24 protein-coding genes are annotated in these 24,219 nt (G+C 37.0%); 22 read left to right on the plus strand and 2 right to left on the minus strand.

Going from position 1 to position 24,219, the window contains the following annotated elements; all coding sequences use genetic code 11:
• The first annotated feature begins 223 nt into the window (after positions 1 to 223).
• Positions 224 to 871, plus strand: a complete 648-nt coding sequence (locus KH893_RS00300) for a redox-sensing transcriptional repressor Rex (RefSeq protein WP_281164162.1) — start codon at positions 224 to 226, stop codon at positions 869 to 871.
• Between the two features lie 2 nt (positions 872 to 873).
• Here KH893_RS00300 and KH893_RS00305 read toward each other — a convergent pair whose 3' ends face one another.
• On the minus strand, positions 874 to 1,521 hold the full coding sequence (locus tag KH893_RS00305) for a CPBP family intramembrane glutamic endopeptidase (RefSeq protein ID WP_281164163.1): 648 nt from the start codon (positions 1,519 to 1,521) through the stop codon (positions 874 to 876).
• A 175-nt stretch (positions 1,522 to 1,696) separates the two neighbouring features.
• Here KH893_RS00305 and groES point away from each other — a divergent pair, with 175 nt between their 5' ends.
• From groES to KH893_RS00325, 4 genes are all read left to right on the plus strand, one after another.
• On the plus strand, positions 1,697 to 1,981 hold the full coding sequence (groES, locus tag KH893_RS00310) for a co-chaperone GroES (protein WP_010580290.1): 285 nt from the start codon (positions 1,697 to 1,699) through the stop codon (positions 1,979 to 1,981).
• A 51-nt stretch (positions 1,982 to 2,032) separates the two neighbouring features.
• Complete coding sequence (gene groL, locus KH893_RS00315) at positions 2,033 to 3,658, plus strand: chaperonin GroEL (protein ID WP_281164164.1); 1,626 nt, start codon at positions 2,033 to 2,035, stop codon at positions 3,656 to 3,658.
• Between the two features lie 188 nt (positions 3,659 to 3,846).
• Positions 3,847 to 5,679 (plus strand): APC family permease, encoded by a 1,833-nt coding sequence (locus KH893_RS00320; protein WP_281164165.1) that lies wholly within the window; start codon positions 3,847 to 3,849, stop codon positions 5,677 to 5,679.
• Between the two features lie 141 nt (positions 5,680 to 5,820).
• A complete protein-coding gene (locus tag KH893_RS00325; protein ID WP_281164167.1) occupies positions 5,821 to 6,909 on the plus strand; it encodes a glycosyltransferase family 4 protein in 1,089 nt (362 codons plus the stop codon).
• A 64-nt stretch (positions 6,910 to 6,973) separates the two neighbouring features.
• Here KH893_RS00325 and KH893_RS00330 read toward each other — a convergent pair whose 3' ends face one another.
• Positions 6,974 to 7,612: a YigZ family protein gene (locus tag KH893_RS00330; RefSeq protein WP_281164168.1), complete on the minus strand. Its 639-nt coding sequence runs from the start codon at positions 7,610 to 7,612 to the stop codon at positions 6,974 to 6,976.
• 44 nt (positions 7,613 to 7,656) lie between these two features.
• On the opposite strand from KH893_RS00330, the gene KH893_RS00335 reads away from it, so the two are divergent.
• The 17 genes from KH893_RS00335 to KH893_RS00415 all read left to right on the plus strand — a co-directional run bounded on the left by KH893_RS00335 (position 7,657) and on the right by KH893_RS00415 (position 24,214).
• Positions 7,657 to 9,009 (plus strand): ATP-dependent helicase ComFA, encoded by a 1,353-nt coding sequence (locus KH893_RS00335; RefSeq protein WP_281164169.1) that lies wholly within the window; start codon positions 7,657 to 7,659, stop codon positions 9,007 to 9,009.
• Positions 8,972 to 9,658, plus strand: coding sequence for a ComFC family protein (locus KH893_RS00340; protein WP_281164170.1), 687 nt, complete (start codon positions 8,972 to 8,974; stop codon positions 9,656 to 9,658). Before KH893_RS00335 ends, KH893_RS00340 begins: the two co-directional genes overlap by 38 nt.
• A 110-nt stretch (positions 9,659 to 9,768) precedes the next feature.
• Positions 9,769 to 10,323 (plus strand): ribosome hibernation-promoting factor, HPF/YfiA family, encoded by a 555-nt coding sequence (gene hpf, locus KH893_RS00345; protein WP_281164172.1) that lies wholly within the window; start codon positions 9,769 to 9,771, stop codon positions 10,321 to 10,323.
• 159 nt (positions 10,324 to 10,482) lie between these two features.
• On the plus strand, positions 10,483 to 12,846 hold the full coding sequence (secA, locus tag KH893_RS00350; protein WP_281164173.1) for a preprotein translocase subunit SecA: 2,364 nt from the start codon (positions 10,483 to 10,485) through the stop codon (positions 12,844 to 12,846).
• A gap of 125 nt (positions 12,847 to 12,971) precedes the next feature.
• A protein-coding gene (gene prfB, locus KH893_RS00355; protein ID WP_281164174.1) for a peptide chain release factor 2 occupies positions 12,972 to 14,091 on the plus strand; the annotation gives its coding sequence in 2 pieces (ribosomal slippage) (positions 12,972 to 13,043 and positions 13,045 to 14,091; 1,119 coding nt in all).
• A 98-nt stretch (positions 14,092 to 14,189) separates the two neighbouring features.
• Entirely contained in the window at positions 14,190 to 14,873 is a 684-nt protein-coding gene (gene ftsE, locus KH893_RS00360; RefSeq protein WP_281164175.1) for a cell division ATP-binding protein FtsE, read from the plus strand.
• On the plus strand, positions 14,866 to 15,753 hold the full coding sequence (ftsX, locus tag KH893_RS00365; protein ID WP_281164176.1) for a permease-like cell division protein FtsX: 888 nt from the start codon (positions 14,866 to 14,868) through the stop codon (positions 15,751 to 15,753). Before ftsE ends, ftsX begins: the two co-directional genes overlap by 8 nt.
• A 206-nt stretch (positions 15,754 to 15,959) precedes the next feature.
• Positions 15,960 to 17,108 (plus strand): PDZ domain-containing protein, encoded by a 1,149-nt coding sequence (locus KH893_RS00370; RefSeq protein ID WP_281164177.1) that lies wholly within the window; start codon positions 15,960 to 15,962, stop codon positions 17,106 to 17,108.
• A gap of 16 nt (positions 17,109 to 17,124) precedes the next feature.
• Positions 17,125 to 17,847, plus strand: coding sequence for a response regulator transcription factor (locus KH893_RS00375; protein WP_281164178.1), 723 nt, complete (start codon positions 17,125 to 17,127; stop codon positions 17,845 to 17,847).
• Positions 17,807 to 19,240, plus strand: coding sequence for a two-component system histidine kinase PnpS (pnpS, locus tag KH893_RS00380; protein ID WP_281164179.1), 1,434 nt, complete (start codon positions 17,807 to 17,809; stop codon positions 19,238 to 19,240). The genes KH893_RS00375 and pnpS overlap by 41 nt, the downstream gene beginning before the upstream one ends.
• Complete coding sequence (locus tag KH893_RS00385) at positions 19,230 to 20,084, plus strand: phosphate ABC transporter substrate-binding protein (RefSeq protein WP_281164180.1); 855 nt, start codon at positions 19,230 to 19,232, stop codon at positions 20,082 to 20,084. Before pnpS ends, KH893_RS00385 begins: the two co-directional genes overlap by 11 nt.
• Positions 20,085 to 20,102: 18 nt before the next feature.
• Positions 20,103 to 21,002 carry a phosphate ABC transporter permease subunit PstC gene (pstC, locus tag KH893_RS00390; RefSeq protein ID WP_281164181.1) on the plus strand — a complete coding sequence of 300 codons (900 nt, stop codon included), beginning with the start codon at positions 20,103 to 20,105 and terminating at the stop codon, positions 21,000 to 21,002.
• Positions 20,999 to 21,892 (plus strand): phosphate ABC transporter permease PstA, encoded by an 894-nt coding sequence (gene pstA / locus KH893_RS00395; RefSeq protein WP_281164182.1) that lies wholly within the window; start codon positions 20,999 to 21,001, stop codon positions 21,890 to 21,892. The genes pstC and pstA overlap by 4 nt, the downstream gene beginning before the upstream one ends.
• Before the next feature lie 13 nt (positions 21,893 to 21,905).
• Positions 21,906 to 22,655: a phosphate ABC transporter ATP-binding protein gene (locus KH893_RS00400; RefSeq protein WP_281164183.1), complete on the plus strand. Its 750-nt coding sequence runs from the start codon at positions 21,906 to 21,908 to the stop codon at positions 22,653 to 22,655.
• 124 nt (positions 22,656 to 22,779) lie between these two features.
• Positions 22,780 to 23,460 carry a phosphate signaling complex protein PhoU gene (phoU, locus tag KH893_RS00405; protein ID WP_281164185.1) on the plus strand — a complete coding sequence of 227 codons (681 nt, stop codon included), beginning with the start codon at positions 22,780 to 22,782 and terminating at the stop codon, positions 23,458 to 23,460.
• A gap of 69 nt (positions 23,461 to 23,529) precedes the next feature.
• A complete protein-coding gene (locus tag KH893_RS00410; protein WP_281164186.1) occupies positions 23,530 to 23,844 on the plus strand; it encodes a PspC domain-containing protein in 315 nt (104 codons plus the stop codon).
• Between the two features lie 16 nt (positions 23,845 to 23,860).
• Complete coding sequence (locus KH893_RS00415) at positions 23,861 to 24,214, plus strand: phage holin family protein (RefSeq protein ID WP_281164187.1); 354 nt, start codon at positions 23,861 to 23,863, stop codon at positions 24,212 to 24,214.
• Positions 24,215 to 24,219: the final 5 nt, after the last annotated feature.

Consider the following 24,219-nt stretch of genomic DNA (forward strand, 5'->3'; position numbering starts at 1 on the left):
AATCTTATTTATTGTGAAAAGTCGGCTTTTCATTTGTGAATTTTTTCAACGATTCCTATTTTAATTGCAACTTAATATAATATAGTGTAGCATAAAGTAGGAAAAATCAATGATTGCATGACCCAGTTTATTGTGAAAAAAGTTAATAATTTGTTTTCACAATAAGCTGAGTCGGCGATGATTCCAATTAAAAAACAATTTGATAATTTAGGAGACAATATTCATGCCAAACACTAAAATACCACATGCAACCGCTAAAAGGCTGCCAATTTATTATCGTTATTTACATTTTTTGTCAGATGCTGGCAAAAAAAGAGTTTCTTCAACAGAACTTGCTGATGCTGTTAAGGTTGATTCAGCAACTATTCGCCGCGATTTTTCATATTTTGGCGCACTGGGCAAACGTGGCTATGGCTACGATGTTAATAGCTTATTATCATTTTTTCGTAAGACCTTAAAGCAAGATAAGTTGACAAATGTTGCCTTAATTGGGGTCGGCAATTTAGGTCATGCCCTGTTAAATTATAATTTTCATCAAAGCAATAATGTCCGTATTAGTGCAGCTTTTGACATCAATGAAGACATCACTGGTACGATTCAAAGCGGTGTTCCAATTTATCATATGAATGACATGAAAGAGCAACTGACTGTCCAGCAAATTAAAATTGTTATTTTAACCGTCCCAGCCAGTGTTGCTCAAAAAGTAACTAATGAGTTAGTCGAAGTCGGGATTAAAGGAATTTTAAACTTTACGCCGATGCGGATCACGGTACCAAATACCGTTAGAGTTCAAAATGTTGATTTAACTAATGAGCTACAGACCTTAATTTATTTCCTTGATAAATTTGGTTCACATGATGCCGAAGCCTGAGTTCACTTGAGTAAGGGCCATATATTGAGACAAACGATCACTAAGTTCATTAAAATATGAGTTAGCATTGAAGCTTGAATTCGTCCAGTCAAATAATAGACAAAACACAAGATTGCCCCAATCGCTGCGTAAGTTAAATAGTGACCGTCTGCGTGAACAATGGTGAAAAGCAAGCAAGAAATCAAGCCAGCTAGCCTAGGACTGATCAATGTGATCAAGTTTCCAAATAATACCTTGCGAAAAATTAATTCTTCCATAATGGGTGCTGCTAATAAAACATACAGTAAATAAATTGGATAGTGTGAAATAATGGTCAACATGGCCGCCGTATTTTGTGAAACTGCAGATTGGTGCAGCCAGCTGACTTCAATCCACAAACAACCTCGCTGAGCAACTAACACGGCTAGTACCCCTCCCAAAGCAATCAATAAACTAATTGACCAGGAACGGGTGCTTTTTTCCAGCCAGTTGCGATAGCGAGCTTTTTTATAATTAAAGTACAATAAGATCAAAACTCCAATAATTGCGGTCAAACTTAACAGCGTATAAAGCATTGAGCTAGTTTTAAAAAAAACACTTATCAATGAAAATAGACTGACGATTACTAAATATCCGATCAGTAACCAAAGTGAGTTCTTTTTTAAAGTCATGTTGGCAACTCCTTTATCTCAACTTACTTCTGAACAGTATAGCATAAAATTAGCACTTTCAGTTAGTGAGTGATAAATGCTTGCAATTGTTAATTGAAGTGGTTATAGTATTAATTGTGGTTAGCACTTAGGAACATAGAGTGCTAAAAGCATAATTAAATTGGAGGGATACAAAGTGCTTAAACCTTTAGGAGATCGCGTTATTTTAGAAGTTCAGAAAGAAGAAGAAAGGAAAGTCGGTGGTATTGTCTTAGCAAGCAACGCCCAGGAGAAACCGCAAACTGGTAAAATTGTTGCTACAGGTGATGGCCGCGTACTTGATAACGGAGAAAAGGTAGCTTTGTCAGTAAAAACAGGTGACACAGTTGTTTTTGACAAGTATGCTGGCACTGAAGTTAAATATGAAGGCAAGGATTATCTGGTAGTTCACGAAAAAGATATTGTTGCTGTCGTAGAATAAAGTTTTAAATACTTGAAAAATTTTTAAAATACTTAATGAGGTGAATTTTTAATGGCAAAGGAAATTAAATTTTCTGAAGATGCAAGAACAAGAATGTTAGCTGGAGTTGACAAACTGGCAAATACAGTTAAGTCAACCTTAGGACCTAAAGGACGGAACGTTGTTTTGGAACAGTCTTATGGTTCACCAACGATTACGAATGATGGTGTTACGATTGCTAAAGCAATTGATTTAGATGATCATTTTGAAAATATGGGTGCTAAATTGGTTTCAGAAGTTGCTTCTAAGACTAATGATGTTGCTGGTGATGGGACAACAACAGCAACAGTTTTAGCCCAAGCAATTGTTAATGAAGGCATGAAGAATGTAACTGCTGGTGCAAACCCGGTTGGTATTCGTCGAGGTATTGAATTAGCAACTAAAAAGGCTGTAGATGGGTTGCATGCAATGTCTCACAAGGTAGAATCAAAGAGTGATATTGCTCAGATTGCTTCAATCTCTTCTGCTAATGAAGAAGTTGGCAAGTTGATTGCTGATGCAATGGAAAAAGTCGGTAACGATGGAGTTATTACAATTGAGGAATCAAAAGGAATTGATACTTCACTTGATGTAGTTGAAGGAATGCAATTTGATCGTGGTTACTTATCACAATACATGGTAACTGATAATGATAAGATGGAAGCCGACCTTGAAAATCCATATATTTTGATAACTGATAAAAAGATTTCCAACATTCAAGAAATCTTGAACATGCTACAATCAATCGTTGAACAAGGACGCCCGCTGTTGATTATTGCTGACGATGTAACTGGTGAAGCTTTGCCAACACTTGTCTTAAACAAGATCCGTGGAACGTTCAATGTAGTTGCTGTCAAGGCACCTGGTTTTGGCGACCGTCGCAAGGAAATGCTGCAAGATATTGCAACTTTAACCGGCGCAACAGTTATTACTGATGATCTTGGCTTACAATTGAAAGATACTACCCTTGAGCAATTAGGTTCAGCTGGTCGAGTAACAATCACTAAAGAAAAGACAACGATTGTCGAAGGATCTGGAGATAAGGATGCAATTGCTGAACGTGTTCAAACGATCAAGAAACAAATCAGTGAAACAACTTCTGATTTTGATCGCGAAAAATTGCAAGAACGCTTGGCTAAATTAGCTGGTGGCGTAGCAGTTGTAAAAGTTGGTGCAGCAACTGAAACTGAATTGAAAGAGCGCAAGTATCGGATCGAAGATGCTTTAAATGCAACACGGGCTGCTGTTCAAGAAGGCTTTGTTCCTGGTGGCGGTACTGCTTTAGTTGATGTAATTGGGGATGTTGCTAGCTTGAAAGAAAGTGGCGATGTTCAAACTGGAATCAATATTGTCAAGCGTGCTCTTGAAGAACCAGTTCGCCAAATTGTTGAAAATGCAGGCCTTGAGGGTTCAGTAATTGTTGAAAAACTTAAGTCTCAGAAACAAGGCATTGGTTATAATGCAGCCACCAACCAGTGGGTAGATATGGTTGATGCTGGGATCGTTGACCCAACCAAAGTAACGCGTTCAGCTCTGCAGAATGCTGCTAGTGTAGCTGCTTTATTGTTAACTACCGAAGCAGTAGTTGCTGACAAGCCTGAACCAAAAGCTCCAAATAGTGGTGCAGCTGGCGTAAATGGCATGAATGGTGCAATGTAATTAATTAGTTTTATTAAAAAGTACTTTCAAATGAAGCTGAGGTTAACAGCCTTAGCTTTTTTATTTTAATAAAAGGTGCATCTAATTTAAATTTGTGATAAATTGTTTGTTAAGGAAAAAGAAAGATTGAAAAAATCTTGGTTGTTTAGCTTTTTTTGATGAATTGAATAGTCAAGGGAGAAGATTGAATGTGGCATTATCTAAAACGTTTGCTGATTGGCAAACCACTTAAAACTACAGATGAAGGCGGCCAAGCTTTAACCAAGTTTAAAGCATTGGCACTATTGTCTTCAGATGCCTTGTCTTCAGTGGCTTATGGCACTGAACAAATTTTGACAGTTTTATTTGCTTTGTCAGCAGCAGCTACCTGGTATACTTTACCAGCTGTGGCAATTGTTTTGGTCTTGTTATTTGCAATTACGATGTCTTATCGGCAGATCATCCATGCTTATCCATCTGGCGGTGGTGCTTATGTGGTCGCTACCAAGAATTGGGGGACATGGACCGGCCTAATTGCCGGTGGCTCACTGCTAGTCGATTATATGCTGACGGTGGCCGTTTCTGTAACTTCAGGAACAGAGGCGATTACTTCGGCGATTCCGTTGTTAAGACCTTATAGCATTGCGATTTCGGTTGTTATTGTTTTGTTTATTATGACTTTGAATCTTCGTGGTATGAAGGATTCGGCTTCTTTTTTGACGATTCCGGTTTATACTTTTGTAATCGTTTTGATTGGAATGATTGGCTGGGGTACTTACAATATATTAGCTGGCAAGCTAGTTTATCACGCTGCCGCAGCAATTGGTAGCGCTGTCCCCGGGATGACAATGGTTTTATTTTTAAAGGCCTTTTCAGCCGGTTCTTCTTCATTAACTGGAGTTGAAGCAATTAGTAATGCTGTTCCTAATTTCAAAAAGCCCAAGCGTAAAAATGCAGCCAATACACTAGCAATTATGGCGGTTCTATTGGGAACCTTTTTGATTGGGGTAACTTTTCTCAGTTATTACTTAGGAATTATGTCTAATTCTAAAGAAACAGTTTTATCACAAATTGGTTCAACAGTTTTTGGCAGAGGAATTTTTTATTACTTGCTGCAGCTATCAACAGCTTTAATTTTAGCGGTGGCCGCTAATACAGGGTTTTCAGCTTTTCCAATTTTGGCTTACAATTTAGCTAAAGATAAGTTTATGCCTCATATGTATATGGACAAGGGTGACCGCTTAGCTTATTCAAATGGTGTCATTTCTTTAGCAGTCGGGGCAATTGTTTTGATTTTTATTTTCCACGGCAAAACTAATTTATTGATTCCGTTGTATGCAGTTGGTGTCTTTGTACCATTTACCCTGTCACAATCAGGGATGATCATTCATTGGTTCCGTGAGCGTGGTCGAAACTGGATTATTAATGCCCTGATTAATTTGTTAGGAACCGTAATTTCGTTAGCTTTGGTCATCTTTTTGTTCTGGTTGCATTTTGCTAATGTTTGGCCATATCTGATCATTATGCCAGTTTTATTATTTGGTTTTTATAAGATTCATGACCATTATGTAACAGTTGCAGCTCAATTACGTTTAAATAATGAACAGGCTAAGTTGCATAATTACAATGGAGCAACGGTTATAGTTTTAGTTAGTTCGGTAACTCATGTCACAACGGGGGCTATTAATTATGCACGTTCAATTGGTGATTACGTGATTGCTATGCATGTTTCTTTTGACACTAATCCCCAAAAAGAACATGAAACGGCTAAAGAGTTTAAGGATTCTTTCCCAGATGTGCGGTTCGTTGACTTGCATTCTTCTTATCGTTCGGTAGCTGGGCCAGTTTTACGTTTCTGTGATGTAATAGCCAAAAATTCTAAAGAAAAAAATTATTCGACGACGGTTCTGGTTCCACAATTCGTACCGCGGAAACCATGGCAGAATATTTTGCATAATCAAACAAGTCTGCGTTTACGAGCTGTTCTGAATTCCCGTGAGAATATTATTGTTGCAACTTATAGTTATCATTTAAAAAAATAATCTGGGTGGTAAATTTTTTGAATGAGTAAAACTTGATTTGTCAACTATGGTATAATAAAGCATAATGAGCTTAAGAGCGGGTTTTCTAATTAAAGCCGGCAAGGGTTCTTCTTTGAGATCTTAAAAGAAAGAGGACGGCGTATGTACACTATAATTGCGTCATTAATTGTGGCTGGGGTACTTTCTCTTGTTTTAACTCCGCTCGTGCGCAGATTGGCTTTTAAAATTGGAGCCGTCGATAATCCCAATGCAAGACGAGTTAATAAAATTCCAATGCCAACAATGGGTGGACTGGCAATTTTTTTATCATTTAACTTTGTAAATTTTTTCTTATTGCGTCAGCAGTATCCATCGCGACAGTTGTGGACTTTATTAGTTGCAGAAATTGTAATTTTAGCAACAGGCATTATTGATGATATTTATGAATTGAAACCCAGGCAAAAATTAATTGGGGAAACTGTGGCTGCTTTAGTGGTCTTTTTTCTGTGTGACATTAAGATGACAACTTTGACCCTGCCTTTTTTAGGTAGTATTGAATTAGGTTGGTTAAGTTTACCAGTTACAGTAATTTGGATTTTAGCAATCACAAATGCGGTCAATTTGATTGATGGTTTGGATGGTTTAGCAGCAGGAGTAGCGGTAATTGCCCTAACAACTAGCGGAATAACAGGTTACTTGTTTTTAAATGTTGCTGGAACGTATGTATCGGTCATGATGTTTACGCTGGTTGCAGCAATTGCAGGCTTTTTACCATACAATTTCCATCCAGCTAAAATCTATCTTGGTGATACGGGTGCTCTGTTTATTGGTTTTATGATTGCAGTTTTTTCATTGTATGGCTTGAAAAACGCGACCTTTATTACAATCGTTATTCCGGTAATTATTTTGGGTGTTCCAATTACCGATACAGTTTATGCAATTTTGAGACGAATTTTGAATAAAAAGCCGATTTCTCAGGCTGATAAACATCATTTGCATCATCGTTTAATGGAAATTGGCTTAAGTCATACGCAAACGGTATTAGTAATTTACGGAATCGCGTTGATCTTTTCGTTCATTGCATTGCTTTATCCGTTCTCAAATGTTTTGGGATCAGTCTTATTAACCGTGGCGACACTGTTTGGCTTAGAATTGTTTGTGGAATCAATTGGCTTAGTTGGCAGTCAGCGCAGGCCGTTGATCAATTGGATTGGGCGGTTATTTAAAATCGATCATAATAACAAAAAATAAGGAAGCTGAGTAAATGCTCAGCTTCCTTATTTGTCATTAACCTGTTTGAAAAAATTGCTATTTTTTAAGGTTGATAGGGTATTTTTTCAAATCCACCATTGCTAACAGTTAAAGTCAGTCTAGCATTTAACAAGTTGATGATTGATTTTTTCAGTTGCTTTGCTTGCAACACGGGAACCGAAAAAACAAGGGTGATTTTTTCTTGGTAAGTGATCTGATTAATTTTAATCTGCTGTTGGTCTAAAAAATGCTGTAGGATAGCCAATTGACGATAATCGATTAATAATTTAAATTGGCTGACTTTGACACGCTGACAAATCTTAGAGGCAGCAATTGCTAGACTGGTAGTTGAATTATAAGCACGAATTAATCCTCCTGTTCCTAATTTGATGCCACCAAAATAACGAACAACTACAGCAATGACATTATGTAATTGTTCCATTTTTAAGACTTCCAAAATTGGAACGCCAGCAGTGCCTGCTGGTTCACCATTATCACTTTCACGTTGGATTTGATTTTGTTCGCCAATTAAAAAGGCATAGCAATGATGGCGAGCTTTGGGATGAAGCTGCTTGATTGATTCAATAAAATTCAAAGCCGCCGTTTTTGAAGCTGCTGGACTGACGTAGGCAATAAAAATCGATTTTTTGATAGTCTGTTGCGCCTGAGCTGACTTAGCTAATAATAAAAAAGGTTTTTCCAATTAAAATCACCATCTTTGCGTAGTTATAGTTGTGGAGGAAAAATATGAAAGTTTCAGACTTTTATGGTCGTTTGGTAACTGTTCAATCAACAACTGACTTAAGGCTTCCCCAAGTTACTAAACTGCCAGCGATAAAAACTAGTGGCAAGCAGCTTTATTGTCAGCGATGCCAGCAAACTTTTTCTAAAGAACGATTTCATTTACCAAATGGAGCTGATTATTGCCCGTATTGTCTGCAATTTGGTCGTTTAACATCACAGGATTCATTATACACGATTCCAGAACCAAATTTATTTCCGGTTAACGAACAACCATTATCTTGGCAAGGCAAGCTGTCGCCGCTACAGCAAAAGTGTGCACTGATTTTAAAAGAACAAGCTGCAGTCAAAAAAGAATTTTTACTTTGGGCCGTGACAGGAGCTGGTAAAACAGAAATTATGTTTCCGACAATTAGCGAGGCAATCAAGAGAAAAGAACGTATTTGTATTGCAACGCCTCGAATCGATGTTTGCAATGAACTCTTTCCTCGATTGCAGCAAGCTTTCGATCGAACCTCAATTGTCCTATTACACGCTAGCAGTCCAATGAAATATCATTATAGCCAGTTAGTAATTTGCACAACGCATCAATTGATCCGCTTTTATCAAGCTTTCGATTTGTTGATCATTGATGAAGTTGATGCTTTTCCATTTGTTAATAATCAGTTATTGCAAATGGCAGTTGCTAAAGCACGTAAGCCGGTCAGTTCATTATTATTGTTGACAGCAACGCCAACCAAACAGTTGCTAACTAAGATCAAGCAGCACAAACTAGCTTTTGGTTACTTACCTTTAAGATTTCACGGCCATTTATTGCCTGTTCCACGAATTATGACTTTGCCAAACTGGCGACGAGACTTGCTGCATTACCAGCTAAATCGCCGATTGTTTAAAGCCTTAAAAGATTGGTTTGCAGCCGGTTTACCAGTCCTGATTTTTTCGCCGGAAATCAGATTATTGGTTGAAATCGAAAAAACAATCAAAAAATGTTTTCCGCAATTAGCTTTTTCTTCGGTTTATGCTGGCGATGAAAAGCGCGAACAAAAGGTTCAGACAATGAGACGAGAAAAATATCAGTTTTTGATCACTACAACTATTTTAGAACGCGGGGTAACTTTTGCCAAACTAAATGTCGTTATCTTAGGTGCCGATGAACAAGTTTTTCGTGAGGAATCATTAGTTCAAATTGCCGGAAGGGCAGGCCGCAGTTTAAAACGACCAACTGGAGAAGTTATCTTTGTTTGTTCGATGCTCAATCAAGCAGTTAAAAGGGCGGTCAAGCAAATCAAATTTCTAAATCGACAGGGGGAAAAAATAAGCAATGAGAATTTGTCTGCTTTGTCAGCAAAACAGTATTGAAAGTAATTTATTGGATTGGCTGTTTGATTTTACCGGCCACGAGAAATATCTTTGCCAAAAATGTCAACAACAGTTTATTCCAATCAATCCACAAACAGCATGTCCTGGATGTGGGCGCAAACAAGCAGTTAAAAAAATATGTCAGGATTGTCAAAGCTGGGCCAAAAATTCTTCACAGCAGCTGTTGAATAATCGAGCACTTTTTTGCTATAATCTGCAAATGAAAAAATATTTTGAAAAATACAAATTTCAAGGAGACTATCAGCTGAGATTGATTTTCCAAAAGAAATTTCAACAAGTAATTAAACAAATTGGAAATAAAAAAATTATAATTCCAATTCCAGTTTCACCAACCACTTGGCAGCAAAGAGGATTTAATCAGGTCGAGGGCTTTTTGGCGGGAACTGATTATCTTGATGTTTTAATTGTTAAACCAGATTTTTTTAAAGATTCACAGTCACATAAAAAGCGCTATCAGCGGTTGGCTTTACCACAACCATTTACTTTAAAATCGCAAATAAATTTGCAACAAAAAGACTGTCTGCTGATAGATGACGTTTATACCACGGGAAGAACACTTTATCATGCTAGTAAAGTTTTGCAGGCTGCTGGTGTCAGTTCAATCAAATCTCTGACATTGGCACGATGAATTTAAAGATATTAATTGTTTAATAGAACGCTTTCCTTTATAATAGAAGTAGCATTAAAGCAACTTAAAAAAGTTGTCGGCAATGCTAGTTGTGAAAGGAGAGGTTTGTTATGTTAAAGTACAGTATCCGTGGAGAGAATATTGAAGTAACTGCAGCCATTCGCACTTATATTCAAAAAAAGTTGAAGAAATTGGAAAAGTATTTTGAAGATACTTCGAGTTCAACTGCCCACGTAAATTTAAAAGTTTATTCAGATAAAACTGCTAAAGTTGAAGTAACCATTCCACTTCCATATTTAGTGTTGCGTGCTGAAGAAACCTCACCTGATATGTATGCGAGTGTTGATTTGGTGACTGATAAACTTGAAAGACAGATTCGCAAATATAAAACAAAAATTAATCGCAAGTCTCGCGAAAAAGGTTTCAAAGGGCTGGAAACGCCTACTGTGCCTGCTGCAAATGAGGAAAAGTCTGACAAAAAGTTCGATATTGTTCGAACCAAGCGCTTTTCACTCAAACCAATGGATAGCGAAGAAGCTATCTTACAAATGGATATGCTCGGGCATGATTTCTTTATCTACGAGGATGCTGAAACTAATGGAATTAATATCGTTTATCGGCGGAATGATGGACGATATGGTTTAATTGAAGCAAACGAAGATTAAGTTGCTTTTTTAAGCAGAATAGAGAAAAAGACAAGCGATTATTTTATCGCTTGTTTTTATATTATAGTTTTAAATTGATTTAATAAATGCTAGAATAAAAAATGGTATATTGGATATTCGATTTTTAAGTATTTTAGGTTTTAAGGAAGGATTAAAGACATGGCAAATGTCCTAAAAAAATGGGTTGAAAGTGACAAAAGAGAAATAAAGCGTCTTAGCAAAATTGCTGATAAAGTTGAAGTTTTTGCTGATCAGATGTCTGCTTTAAGTGATGACGAATTAAAAGCTAAGACTCCGGAGTTAAAAAAACGCTATCAAGCTGGCGCGACACTCGATGATTTGTTGCCGGAAGCTTTTGCGGTGGTACGTGAAGGGGCTAAGCGCGTCTTAGGTCTTTACCCATTTCGAGTACAAATTTATGGTGGTGTTGTCTTGCACGAAGGCAATATTGCTGAGATGAAAACTGGTGAAGGTAAAACTTTAACAGCAACTATGCCAGTATATTTAAATGCCTTAACGGGTGATGGCGTACATGTTGTTACAGTTAATGAATATTTGGCACAACGTGATGCAACTGAAATGGGTGAATTGTATAAATGGCTTGGCCTAACAGTTGGGTTGAATATTTCTAATAAGACCCCCGATGAAAAAAGGAAAGCATATAATTGTGATATTACCTACTCAACCAATAGTGAGTTGGGATTTGATTATTTGCGTGACAATATGGTCGTTTATCGAGAGGATATGGTGCAACGACCTTTAAATTTTGTTGTTGTTGATGAGGTCGATTCAATTTTGATTGATGAGGCACGGACGCCATTGATTATTTCTGGACAGGCAGAACAATCAACATCTTTATATCTTCGAACTGATCGTTTTGCCAAGACATTAACAGAAAAAAAAGATTACAAAATTGATTGGGAGTCCAAAACCGTTGCTTTGACAGAAGAAGGCATTCGCAAAGCTGAAAAATATTTTGGCCTTTCGAATCTGTATGATCCCGATAATACACTATTAAATCATCATTTAGATAATGCGCTAAGAGCTAATTTCATTATGCTGCGTGATAAGGATTATGTGGTCTCTAATGGGCAGGTGCTAATTGTTGATCAATTTACTGGAAGAATTATGGAGGGTCGTCGTTACTCAGATGGCCTGCATCAAGCTATTGAAGCCAAAGAGCGAGTTGAAATTCAGCAAGAAACCAAGACGATGGCCAACATTACTTATCAAAACTATTTCCGGATGTACAAAAAGATTGCCGGAATGACTGGGACAGCCAAAACCGAAGATGAGGAATTTCGGGAAATTTATAATATGGAAGTTATTTCAATTCCAACTAACAAACCGATGATTCGTGATGATCGGCCGGATTTGTTGTATCCAACTTTAAATAGTAAATTCAAGGCAGTTGTTGATGATATTCGAACAAGACATGAAAAGGGCCAACCAGTTCTAGTTGGAACCGTAGCCGTTGAAACCTCAGAAAAATTATCGCAAATGTTAGATCATGAGGGTATTCCACATGCAGTTTTAAATGCTAAAAACCATGCTAAAGAAGCTCAGATTATTATGAATGCTGGTCAACGAGGAGCGGTTACGATTGCGACTAATATGGCTGGTCGTGGTACTGACATCAAGCTAGGACCTGGTGTTCGTGAATTGGGCGGCTTAGCAGTTGTTGGTACGGAGCGGCATGAGTCACGGCGAATTGATAATCAGTTGCGTGGTCGTTCAGGTCGGCAAGGAGATCCAGGGGTTTCGCAATTTTATTTGTCCCTAGAAGATGACTTAATGATCAGGTTTGGTTCAGATCGTGTCAAGGCCCTTCTTGAAAGGTTTAAAGTAGCTGAAGATGATGCAGTAATTCAAAGCCGCATGATCAGTCGTCAAGTTGAATCAGCTCAAAAAAGGGTTGAGGGTAACAATTATGATACGCGGAAACAGGTTTTACACTATGATGATGTAATGCGGGAACAACGTGAGGTTATCTATGCCGAACGGCAACAAGTAATTATGGAAGATAAGTCCTTGAAACCAATTATTATGCCGATGATCAAAAGAAATGTAACTCATGTAGTTGAAATGCATACTCAAGGCGAACGCAAAGATTGGAATCTGCAAGCAGTCCTTGACTTTGCGATTGCAGCAATGGTCAACGAAAATAGTATTTCAATGAATGATTTAGTTGGCAAAAAACCTAATGAAATCATTGATTACTTGATGAACCGAGCAGAAGCTAATTATAAAACTAAGGAAAAACAACTTTATGATCCAGCACAAATGTTAGAGTTTGAAAAAGTTGTTATCTTGCGAGTAGTTGATTCACATTGGACAGATCATATTGACGAAATGGATCAGCTAAGGCAATCAATTGGTTTGCGAGGGTATGGACAGTTGAATCCGCTAGTTGAATATCAAACTGATGGTTATCGAATGTTTGAACAGATGATTGGTGACATTGAATCCGATGTTACTAGAATTTTCTTAAAGGCTGAAATTCGTGAGAACATTCGCCGGTAAACAAACTTTAAAAGCCGATTAATTTTGATAATTGACCGGCTTTTATTGTGCCAAGTAACACTTAAGGCATACTAATTTAAGATGGATAAAAAAAGGAATTGTAATTTATCAAAGGAGTGAAACTTTTGGAATTAAGTGAAGCCAAAAAAATTATCGAAAAAATTGAACAAAAAGTCCAAGACTTTGGGAGGTCTCTTTGACTTAGATGCTTTAAATGAGAAGATTTCCGAAAATGAAGTTAAAATGGCCGATCCCAATTTTTGGAATGATCAAAAAGCAGCTCAAACGGTCATTGATGAAAACAATATTTTAAAGACCAAGTTTGATAATTTTAAATTATTGAGTGATGCAACAGATGATTTAAAAGTTTTAGTTGAAATGCTAAAAGAGGAGCCAACTGATCAAGAATTACAGCATGAATTGGGTAGTAAATTAGTTAAAGTTCAGCAGAAACTACGGGACTATCAGTTGGAATTGCTCCTGAATGGTAAATATGATGCGCACAATGCCTTATTAGAAATTCATCCCGGAGCAGGCGGCACTGAATCACAGGATTGGGGTTCAATGCTATTGCGAATGTATGATCGTTGGGCTCAACAGCATCAATTTAAAGTGGAAGTACTGGATTATCTAGCTGGAGAAGAGGCTGGAATTAAAAGTGTAACCTTGCAAATCAAAGGAAAAAATGCTTATGGTTATTTGCGCAGTGAAAAAGGTGTTCATCGCTTAGTTCGCATCTCGCCATTTGACGCAGCTGGTCGGCGGCATACGTCATTTGCTTCAGTTAATGTTATGCCAGAACTTGATGATAATGTTGAAATCGAGTTAAGATCGGAAGATATTAAAATGGAAGTTTTCCGTTCAAGTGGAGCAGGTGGTCAGCACATCAATAAAACTTCATCGGCAGTCAGATTGATCCATATCCCAACTGGAATCGTTGTTTCTAGTCAAGCTCAGCGATCGCAATTTCAAAATCGAGCGACAGCTGAGAGTATGCTGCGTTCGCGTTTATATGAATTAAAGCTTGAAGAACAGGAAAAGAAAAAAGCTCAAATTCAAGGCAAACAATTGGAAATTGGGTGGGGTTCACAAATTCGATCCTATGTTTTTCACCCATATTCACTAGTTAAGGATCATCGAACGGGTTATGAAACTGGTAATATTCAAGCGGTTATGGATGGTGATTTGGATGGTTTTATTAATGCATATTTACAGTACCAGTTGAGCAATCAAAATCCGCAGTAAAAGGTCATTTGAAATTCAATTGTAACTTGGTTGCAACTTTCTAGTGCCTTTAATGGATTATAATACATCAGTGTCAAGTTTGGTAAGGAGGAGTTTAGGTGATCGAATTTACTCATGTTTACAAAAAATATGATAATACAACTGCTGCAACTGATTTTACTTTGCAGATTAAACAAGGGGAATTTGTTTATGTTGTTGGACCAAGTGGTGCTGGCAAATCAACTTTTATTAAAATGATGTATCACGAAGAAAAACCAACTTCGGGTAAAATTAAAATTAATGAGTTTGAACTTGATAAAATCAAAAGTCATGAGATTCCTTATTTGCGTCGTGAATTAGGAGTGGTTTTTCAAGATTTTAAATTATTACCACGCTTGACAGTCTTTGAAAATGTGGCCTATGCCCTGCAAGTAATTGGTAAAAAGCCTGAAGAAACAAAAGATAGAGTTGAACATGTTTTAGAGTTAGTCGGACTAGCAGATAAAGCTGATTCTTTTCCAAATGAATTATCTGGTGGTGAGCAGCAACGAATTTCAATAGCAAGAGCGATTGCTAATAAGCCAGAGATTGTGATTGCTGATGAACCAACTGGAAATCTTGATCCAGAAACAGCTGGTGGTATTATGGATATTTTAGAAAGAATCAATCAACAGGGAACAACAATTGTTATGGCTACTCACAATAGTACGATCGTTAATGAAAGAAAACATCGAGTTATAGAAATCGAAAGTGGTAAAATTGTTCGCGATCAACAAGAAGGGGGTTTTTCGGAGCATGAATAGTTTAACGTTCAAACGTCATCTGATCGAAAGTTTTAAGAGTTTAAAACGCAATGGCTGGATGACAGTTGCTGCCTTAAGTGCAGTAGCGGTAACCCTCTTATTGGTTGGTGTTTTGTTATCAATTCTGATGAATGTCAATAAAGTAGCTTCAGATATTGAAAACGATGTCCAAGTTCGAGTTTTGATCAATCGTGGAACAACTAAAAAACAAGAGAATAATCTTCGCCAGAATTTAACGAAACTTGATGAAGTTAAAAGTATTCGTTATTCGAGTAAGAAACAAGAACTTAAAAATGTGATCGGTAGTTATGGTAAGGAATTTAAACTCTTTAGCGGCGATGATAATCCTTTAAATGATGTTTTTGTGGTTAAAACTAAAAAACCTGAACAGACCGTTAAAGTAGCTAAGCAGGCTGAGAAAATGAAATATGTTTATACAGCTAAATACGGTGGTGCTTCAGCTAAAAAGTTATTTAAGATTATTGATAATATTCGAACTTGGGGAATTGGAATTAGTTTGTTATTATTGTTTGTGGCAGTTTTCTTGATTTCTAACACAATTCGTATCACCATTTTGTCACGCAAAGATGAGATTGGAATCATGCGATTAGTCGGGGCAACCAATGGTTTTATTCGCTGGCCATTTATTCTTGAAGGTGCTTGGACAGGATTGTTTGGTGCAATTGTTCCAATAATTATTGTTGATTTCGGCTATGTTTGGCTTTATCGAATTTTAAGTGCTTCATTAGCAAGTACAGGCTACCGCTTATTGACACCGGGAACGTTTCTGGTGCAAATTGATTTATTGTTGATCTTAATTGGGATTATTATTGGTGCCTTGGGTTCGGGCTTATCAATGAGACGCTTTTTAAAAATTTAGCTAAGGATGTTCAAAAGGGCTAGGAAAGCTATTTCTTTCTAGTCTTTTTTTATAATGTTTTAAAATTAGGGTTCATCCTGAAACTTTTGCGACTCCAACTAGCGATTTAACTTGCTGTTTTTAGCTTAGTAAAAGAATCATTTTGTACTATCAATGGAGAATTGCTATACTGAAGATAAGAATGAAATCCAGGAAAGGTGTCAAAAATGTTAATAAAAGCCTTGGCAGAGTTTATTTTACAGCCGGTAGTTTGGCTAACGATCATTGCAGTAATTATTAGCTATTTTAAACGCATTAAAATTGAAAGAAAGCAATTTAGGATTGCTATCAATAATGACTTTTATGAAGGTCGGCATTTGATCAAGAATGGTATATTATTTGCTTTGATTGGTAGTCTGATTATGATTTCAATTGGGATAATGTTACCATCAGCATGGATCGTAGTTTATCAAATCTTGATCATTGTTGAACTGCTTTGTTTTGGATTATTGACGATCGACAGTATTTGGTTTTATTTTTTGAGTATTTTGTTGTTTGCTTTAAATAGTCTGGGAATCATTAAACCTTTGCAGGGGGGGCTGCTGACTTCAACTTGGGATAATTTTTTGAAAAGCGGTGTGGCATTAATGGTTTTAGGGGCGATCTTGTCAGGCTTCAAGCTGCTAATGCTCTGGAGATTTGATCCGACAATGCTCTTGCCAATTATCAAAGCTGGAAAACGTGGTCGGAGGTTGGTTAATTATTCATGGCGTGAATTAACTTTGATCCCCTTGGTTTGTTTAATACCTGGTTCACAAATTCAAACTTTGGTTCCTGGTTGGCCGTATTTAACTTTAGCCGGTCACTCATTTGCAATTTTTATTTTGCCAGCAGTAATCTCCAGTGGAATAAGTTTTTCACGACAAGCAGCTGGTGAAACATTAAAATTTAAAAAACATCAGCTGCAATTGTTGATGATAGTCTTTTTGTTAGCTGCTATTAGTTGTTATCTATGGATCAAGCTGGTCCCAATTGCCTGGTTAGTTCTTTTAGGCGTAACTTTGACCGTTGCTGGAGTGCGTTATCGTTTTATGCGTCAACAAAGCAACTGGTATTTTGAAACACATGACGGGATTCGTATAGTTGCTGTCAAACCTAAAACACCAGCAGCTAAAATGAATTTACAGCCTGGAGATGTGATTTTAACCTGTAATGGTTTAAAAGTACAAAATGAAAGGGAGTTATATCATGCTTTGCAACAAGAACCAACATATTGTCGCTTAAAGGTCCGAAGTTATGCTGGAAAATTAAAATTGACCCAGGGAGCAATTTTTGCTGGAGCACCCCATGAGATTGGTATGATTATTTTTCATTGATTTGGAGGAAAAGATCATGAAAAAAGTTTTAGTTGTTGATGATGAAATGGCAATCGTGACACTTTTGAAGTATAACCTAAAAAGTGCTGGCTATGAGGTTGCAATCGCTATGGATGGACAAAGTGCTTTTGAGCAGGCTTTGACGAATAATTATGATTTTATTCTATTGGATTTAATGCTGCCCAAAATGGATGGCTTGGAAGTTACTAAACGTTTACGACAAGAAAAAATTAAAACTCCGATTATGATCTTAACGGCTAAAGGTGAGGAATATGACAAAGTTATTGGCCTTGAGTTAGGAGCGGATGATTATTTAACCAAGCCATTTTCACCACGTGAGGTCCTAGCGCGAATTAAAGCAATCGCCCGCCGAACTGAAGATGAGCAGTCAAATGAAACCGAGGATCAAGAAAAACAAAGGGATGTTTATCGATTTCCTGATTTTATAGTTGATTTAACAAATTATTCAGTTGAAAAAAATGGCGAGAAAGTTAAACTAACTCCTAAGGAATTTGAACTGTTGGCGTATTTTGTTAAACGGCCGCAACGAGTCTTGAGTCGTGATAAATTATTGAACGGCGTCTGGGGCTATGATTATGTCGGTCAAACAAGAATGGTCGACATGCATGTTAGTCATTTGCGTGAAAAAATTGAGCATGATCCGAAAGATCCACAATATATTCAAACAGTTCGCGGTTTTGGTTACCGTTTTGAAGGTGAAAGCAATCAAAACAATTAAACGCTTTTTTATTTATTTTTTAATGATTCTTTTGTTGTTAATGGTTGGCTCGTCACTAACGATTATCACCAATAATTTTTCTTTGGTCGTTATGTTTACCAAAAGAAGCTGGTTTTGGCTAGTTCTGATCAGTCTGAGTTTGAGTGTGATTGCCTTTAGTTGGATTAATTTTGAAGAAAAGCAACAGCGACAAGAAATCGGACTTTTAAATAATAAATTGCAAAAAATTTTGGCAGGTCAAAAAGCTAAGCACCTTTTATTAGCACCAACCGATCGTTACTATCAGTTGGCCCATTCGATCAATCAAATCCAAAGCTTGCAGCGAGATTTAGCTAAAAGCTTTGTTACTCAACAACGCGGCTATTTTTCCTTGATCGAGTATTTAACAATTGGAGTGATGGTCTTGGATCAAGATCAAAAAATTTATTTGAGTAATCATGCAATGAGTGAGTTGATGGAGCGAGAAATGAACTTACCAGGAGAGATTTATGCAAATGAATTGCGCAATTATGATTTAAGTCGCTTAATTGAAAAAACTTACCAAACAAAAAAAGAACAGCATGCAGAAATCAAGCTCGACTTTAATGATAAAATTGTTGATTCGCACATTGTTTTTGTACCAGTTAGCCAACACCATTTTCTAGTCATGGTTTTATTGTATGATATTACGGAGTTAAAAGAGATTGAACAAATGCAACTGGACTTTGTCAGCAATGTCAGTCATGAATTGAAGACCCCCATTACAGCAATTACCGGATTTAGTGAAACTTTGTTAAATGGTGCAGCTGACGATCCGACAGCTTTAAAAGAGTTTTTGAGGATTATTCATCAGGAGAGTCAAAAACTAACAGCTTTAGTTGAAGATATTCTGTCACTTGCTCGAATTAGTGCTGATGCAGAATTAAAGACTGATCAAATTGCTTTATTTCCATATTTGCAGGAAATTATTCAAACTTTTAAGCCTGAAATAGATAAGAAACAAATTAGCATATTTAATGATGTCCCACCTGCTTTTAAAGTAGTGGTTGATTATAATAAATTTCGCCACGTAGTAAATAATCTTTTGCAAAATGCAATTAAATATAATGATCCAACTGGCTCGGTTTGGTTATCAAGTACTCAGCTTTCTAAATCGTGGGAATTTAAAGTTCGTGATAATGGATGGGGAATTGCTAACGATCAAAGAGAACGGATTTTTGAACGATTTTATCGGATTGATACTTCGCGCTCCAGACAAACAGGTGGTACAGGTTTAGGTTTATCAGTTGTTAAAGAATATGTTGCGGCCTTGGGAGGAACAATCAAAGTAACTAGCCAAGTTGGCGTTGGTTCAGAGTTTACAGTGACTTTGCCTCTAACCCAAAAAAGAAAGCAGGACAGTGGTGTTAAGTAAGCGTAAACTGGTTTTATTGTTATTATTTTTAGTTTTAGGATTGGGTGGCTGTCGAAAATTATCACAGAGCTCGTTAACGGTTGCTGGGTCAACTGCTGCTCAGCCAATCATTGAAGCAGCGGCAGCTCAAATACGTCGATCTGATCCGCATTTTTATGTTAACGTTCAAGGTGGAGGCTCAGGTACAGGTTTAAGTCAGCTTGCAGAAGGAACAATTGATATTGGCACATCTGATGTTTTTGCTAGTCAAAAATCTAATATTGATCAAAAAAAATTGCGTGATTACAAGATTGCAGTAATGGGAATTACTTTGATCATCAATCCGCAAGCAGGAGTAAAAGATTTGACTAGACAAGAAGTTAGCGAAATTTTTACTGGAAAGTTGACTAATTGGCAACAGTTAGGTGGAAAAAAACTACCAATTACGGTTATTAATCGAGCTGCTGGTAGCGGAACACGTTTAAATTTTGAAAAACTAGCTTTATCAGGAAAACCTAGTCTGATTGCTCAGGAGCAATCTTCATCTTTAACTGCGTATCAGACAGTTAAAGATACCCCAGGAGCAATTTCTTATGTAGCCTTTCCAGATGCTAAAGCTGGTGTTATTAAACCTAAAATTGATGGAGTTAGTCCAAATGAACACAATGTTTTGACTAATCACTGGAAGCTTTGGTCGTATGAACATTTGTACACCCGCAAGCGAGTGAATTCGCAAACAAAAACTTTTTTAAAATATCTCACTTCGCCTTCAATCAACAAACTGCTTAAAAGATTTGGCTTTATACCGATCAGTTCTATGAAAGTTGTCCGCAATCAGCAAGGTAAAGTAATTTATCTTAAATGAATAATTGAGGTAAAGTAAATGGATTCAAGCAAAGAAAATTTATTCAAAAAATCAGCAGCTGCTAAACGGGAAAAACTTGGAAAATTTGTTACGGCAACTTGTGCAGCAATAATTATAGCTTGCGTCTTAATAGTCTTTTTATTTGTAATTTTTAAGGGCAGTTGGCTTTTTTTTCACGATCACGTTAAACTATCTCGATTTTTGTTTGGAATTAAGTGGCAAGTTGCGGAGGGTGATTTTGGTGCCTTGCCGCTATTAACTGGATCAGTATTAGTTTCACTAGTAAGTTTGCTTTTAGCTGCTCCTTTAGCTCTAGGGATTGCAATCATGCTGAGTGAAATTGTTTCGTCAAAGCTAGCAAAATGGTTAAAAATGATTTTGGAAATATTAGTTGGAATTCCAGCAGTGGTATATGGTTTGTTGGGAATGTTGCTAGTTGTTCCGATGTTACGATTGCTTGTTGGTGGAACTGGGTATGGTTGGTTGGCAGCCGCAATTGTCCTGGCAATTATGATTTTGCCATCCTTAGTATCATTGAGTTTAGACGCTTTGGTTGATGTTCCAGATCGTTTACGGTTGGCAGCTGCAGCTTTGGGTGCCGATCGGTTTCAAATTTGGCAAACAATCGTATTTCCCCTGGCTTGGCCCCGCTTAGGAACGGCGTTGATTTTGGCTTTTGCACAATCATTTGGTGAAGCAATTGCCGTTCAAATGGTTATTGGCAATGCAACTTTATTTCCGACTGGAATTAATTCACCAGCAGCTACCCTGACTAGTGTCATAACGATTGAATTGGGTGATGCAGTTGTTGGGAGTCGAGAAAGTAACGCTTTGTGGGCATTAGCCGGATTATTATTAGTTATCTCCTTGTTATTCGATTTAATTGCACATTATTTGATTTGGAGAAGAAAAAAATGAAGTTTAACCGAAAATCAAAAGAAAAGATTTTTAATTTTTTATTATATTTGGCTTCCTTAATTGTAATTGTGCTGACAATTGGTCTATTAACAGTTATATTTTGGCTTGGATTACCTCAATTAAAATGGAGCTTTTTAACTGGAAGTAGTAATTATTTAACTAGTGGCGGTATCGGTATTCAACTATTTAATACATTTTATCTGTTGATATTAACCCTATTGATATCTGTTCCTTTAGCTCTTGGAACAGCAATTTGGTTATATCAATACGCTAAAGAATCTTGGTTAACGAATTTGATCCGGATAATGCTTGAAGTTTTGAGCTCATTGCCAGCAATTGTTATTGGACTAGTTGGTTTTCTATTGTTTGTGGTCAAATTAAATTTGGGCTTTTCTCTGTTGTCTGGAAGCTTAACGCTCACAATTTTAAATTTGCCATTATTAACCAGAACGACTGAAAATGCTTTACGAGCAGTTGATCCGCGTCAACTAAAAGCTGGTTTAGCGCTAGGTTTGTCTCGTTGGGATTGTGTTCGAAAAGTTGTAATTGCTAATGCTCGTCCAGCAATCGTGACCGGGATCATTTTAAGCTCTGGGCGGATCATCGGCGAAACGGCAGCAGTTATTTATACAGTTGGTCAAAGTGCTCCGCAACTAGACTGGACTAATCTTGATCCGTTGAATACGGCCAGTCCTTTAAGTCCGTTTCGACCAGCTGAAACGTTGGCTGTTCATATTTGGAGAATCAATACTGAAGGATCAGGCATAAATAGTTTACAAGTTTCAACTGGCGCAGCTGCTTTACTGGTATTGTTAATCGTTAGTTTTGACCTATTAGTTTATAGTTGGCTTTGGTGGCAAAGAACTGCTGATATGCAACAGTCAAAGTAGGGAAGATAATTTTATGGCATACATACTTAAAACTCAAAATCTATCGGTATTTAATGGCAAATCCATCTTGCAAGATATTTCTTTGAGTTTTCCTAAACATACAATTACGACGATTATTGGTCCTTCAGGGGCAGGTAAAACCACTTTCTTGGCTGCTTTAAATCAAATGAATCCACAAAATTATCTGGTTCAAGGAAAAGTTATTTTTCAGGGGGTCGATTTATATCAGTCTTTAATCGATCGTTATCGACTGCGGATGCTGATCGGAATGTTATTTTCAACACCGGAAATCTTTCCAATGTCTCTCTACAATAATTTGACTTTAGTTCCTAAATATAATCAAAAAATTAGTCATTCCCAATTAATGATCGAAATTGAAAAGGTTCTTCAACAGGTTCATTTATGGAGTCGGCTAAAAAATCAATTGTTTCAAAAAAAAGTCAACCTATCCACCAGTGAACGACAACTTTTTTGTTTAGCTCGAATCTTGTTATTGCAGCCGCAAATTTTGTTGTTAGATGAACCAACGGCAAATTTTGATCCACAGGAAACTTATAAATTTGAGCAGGTCCTATTGGAGTTAAAAAATCAATTAACAATTATTTTGGTAACTCATAATTTACGACAAGCAGCTCGAATTTCAGATTATACGGCACTATTTCAAACTGGTAAACTGGTTGAGACCGGGAAAACTTCAAATTTATTTACAGCTCCTCAAAAAAGCCAAACTGATAATTATTTAGCGCAAAAGTTTGGCTCTTGATCAGCAAGCTAATTGCGTTTTGAAAGATTAAAGTATAAAATCAAGCTAATAAAAATGTCTAAAAGGAAAAAATATTTGATTTGTTGGGAATTACAAAGATATTAGCTCTTGAGGAAGTGAAACCATGAGAGAAACATTTGATCATGAATTGGATCAGCTGCATGTTCGGTTTGCTGAGATGGGAATGCTAGTCAGTGAGGCAATTTTTCGGTCGGTCAAAGCTTTTGCGGACCATGATAAAGATTTAGCCAACCAAGTCATTGAGCGTGACCTGTCAATCAATCAATGTGAGACTGACTTAGAAAAAATGACACTTGAGTTGATTGCTTTATATCAACCAGTAACTTCTGATTTGCGTGAAGTAATTACAATTTTGAAAGCAAGCTCGGATATTGAAAGAATCGGTGACCATACAGTTAGCATTTCTCGAGCCACTATCAAAATGAAAGGAACATACCGAATTGCCGAAATCGAAGTTGAAATTGCTAAAATGGGTCATTATGCATATCAAATGTTTGAAGCGGCACTCGATGCCTATGTTAAGCGTAGCTTGCAGCAAGCGCTGAAAATCGCGCAGCAAGATTTATTTCTAGATCATGAGCTGGCTAAAATCCGGCAGCGATGTGTCGAGATTATGCAAATTGATCAGCAGTCAGTTGTGAGTGGGTCAGATTATACTTTAGTAGCGACTTATTTAGAAAGGATCGGTGATTACGTGACAAATCTTTGTGAATGGATCGTATTTTTAAAAAAAGGTGAAATTGTTGAATTGAATCCTGGTAGAAATGATGATTTACAGGAATAAACGATTTGCCAAATTTAATTGCTAAATGTACAATTTTAATTATAAAGTTGCTGAAAGGAAGGAAAGATTGTGAAAAGTAATGGTAGAAAGATTCAACGCTCAGATCAACGGATAATTGCCGGAGTTTGTAGCGGTTTAGCAGAATATTTTCGAATTGAGCCTTGGATAGTTCGAATTATTTTTTTAATTCTTGCAGTGATTCCGCATTTAACTTTTTTAACGATCAGTTGCTATTTAATTTTAATCGTGTTGATTCCACCGAAGAATCGGGGCTTTTGGCAGTTGTGGCGAGATGCAACCAAGCCAAAAGATTCAACTGACGAACGGCAACCTAAAAGAAGAAAAATAATTCACGATGTTCGTGAAAAAAATATAAAGGACTAAATTTGGAGGAGTTATTATGTACTTTTGGCAGCGAGTGATCTTGAATGCAGTTGTTTTTATCGCTACTGCAGGTTTTTTTCCCCAATACTTGCATGTTTCAAACATTTGGATCTCACTGATCGCCGCAGTTGTTTTAGGGGTCTTAAATATGTTTGTTAAACCGCTCCTGGTTATTTTTTCATTACCAATCACGATTATGAGTTTAGGGATCTTTTATTTCGTGATCAATGGTTTTATGCTGGAGTTAACCGCTAAGCTTGTTGGGACAGGATTCCAGTTTTCTAGTTTTGGGGCGGCCTTTTTTGTTGCATTGATTTTGAGCCTAGTTAATTTGGTAATTACCAATCACTTCAGTTTTCACAGGCTATAATGAAT

It is taken from the genome of Liquorilactobacillus sicerae (assembly GCF_029916425.1).
In the GTDB taxonomy this organism is placed as follows: Bacteria; Bacillota; Bacilli; order Lactobacillales; family Lactobacillaceae; genus Liquorilactobacillus; species Liquorilactobacillus sicerae.

Coding starts and splice junctions, on each gene's coding strand:
- KH893_RS00300 (WP_281164162.1), top strand. CDS start 224: ATGCCAAACACTAAAATACCACATGCAACCGCTAAAAGGCTGCCAATT.
- KH893_RS00305 (WP_281164163.1), bottom strand. CDS start 1,521: ATGACTTTAAAAAAGAACTCACTTTGGTTACTGATCGGATATTTAGTA.
- groL (WP_281164164.1), top strand. CDS start 2,033: ATGGCAAAGGAAATTAAATTTTCTGAAGATGCAAGAACAAGAATGTTA.
- KH893_RS00320 (WP_281164165.1), top strand. CDS start 3,847: ATGTGGCATTATCTAAAACGTTTGCTGATTGGCAAACCACTTAAAACT.
- KH893_RS00325 (WP_281164167.1), top strand. CDS start 5,821: ATGTACACTATAATTGCGTCATTAATTGTGGCTGGGGTACTTTCTCTT.
- KH893_RS00335 (WP_281164169.1), top strand. CDS start 7,657: ATGAAAGTTTCAGACTTTTATGGTCGTTTGGTAACTGTTCAATCAACA.
- KH893_RS00340 (WP_281164170.1), top strand. CDS start 8,972: ATGAGAATTTGTCTGCTTTGTCAGCAAAACAGTATTGAAAGTAATTTA.
- hpf (WP_281164172.1), top strand. CDS start 9,769: ATGTTAAAGTACAGTATCCGTGGAGAGAATATTGAAGTAACTGCAGCC.
- secA (WP_281164173.1), top strand. CDS start 10,483: ATGGCAAATGTCCTAAAAAAATGGGTTGAAAGTGACAAAAGAGAAATA.
- ftsX (WP_281164176.1), top strand. CDS start 14,866: ATGAATAGTTTAACGTTCAAACGTCATCTGATCGAAAGTTTTAAGAGT.
- KH893_RS00370 (WP_281164177.1), top strand. CDS start 15,960: ATGTTAATAAAAGCCTTGGCAGAGTTTATTTTACAGCCGGTAGTTTGG.
- KH893_RS00375 (WP_281164178.1), top strand. CDS start 17,125: ATGAAAAAAGTTTTAGTTGTTGATGATGAAATGGCAATCGTGACACTT.
- pstC (WP_281164181.1), top strand. CDS start 20,103: ATGGATTCAAGCAAAGAAAATTTATTCAAAAAATCAGCAGCTGCTAAA.
- pstA (WP_281164182.1), top strand. CDS start 20,999: ATGAAGTTTAACCGAAAATCAAAAGAAAAGATTTTTAATTTTTTATTA.
- KH893_RS00400 (WP_281164183.1), top strand. CDS start 21,906: ATGGCATACATACTTAAAACTCAAAATCTATCGGTATTTAATGGCAAA.
- phoU (WP_281164185.1), top strand. CDS start 22,780: ATGAGAGAAACATTTGATCATGAATTGGATCAGCTGCATGTTCGGTTT.
- KH893_RS00415 (WP_281164187.1), top strand. CDS start 23,861: ATGTACTTTTGGCAGCGAGTGATCTTGAATGCAGTTGTTTTTATCGCT.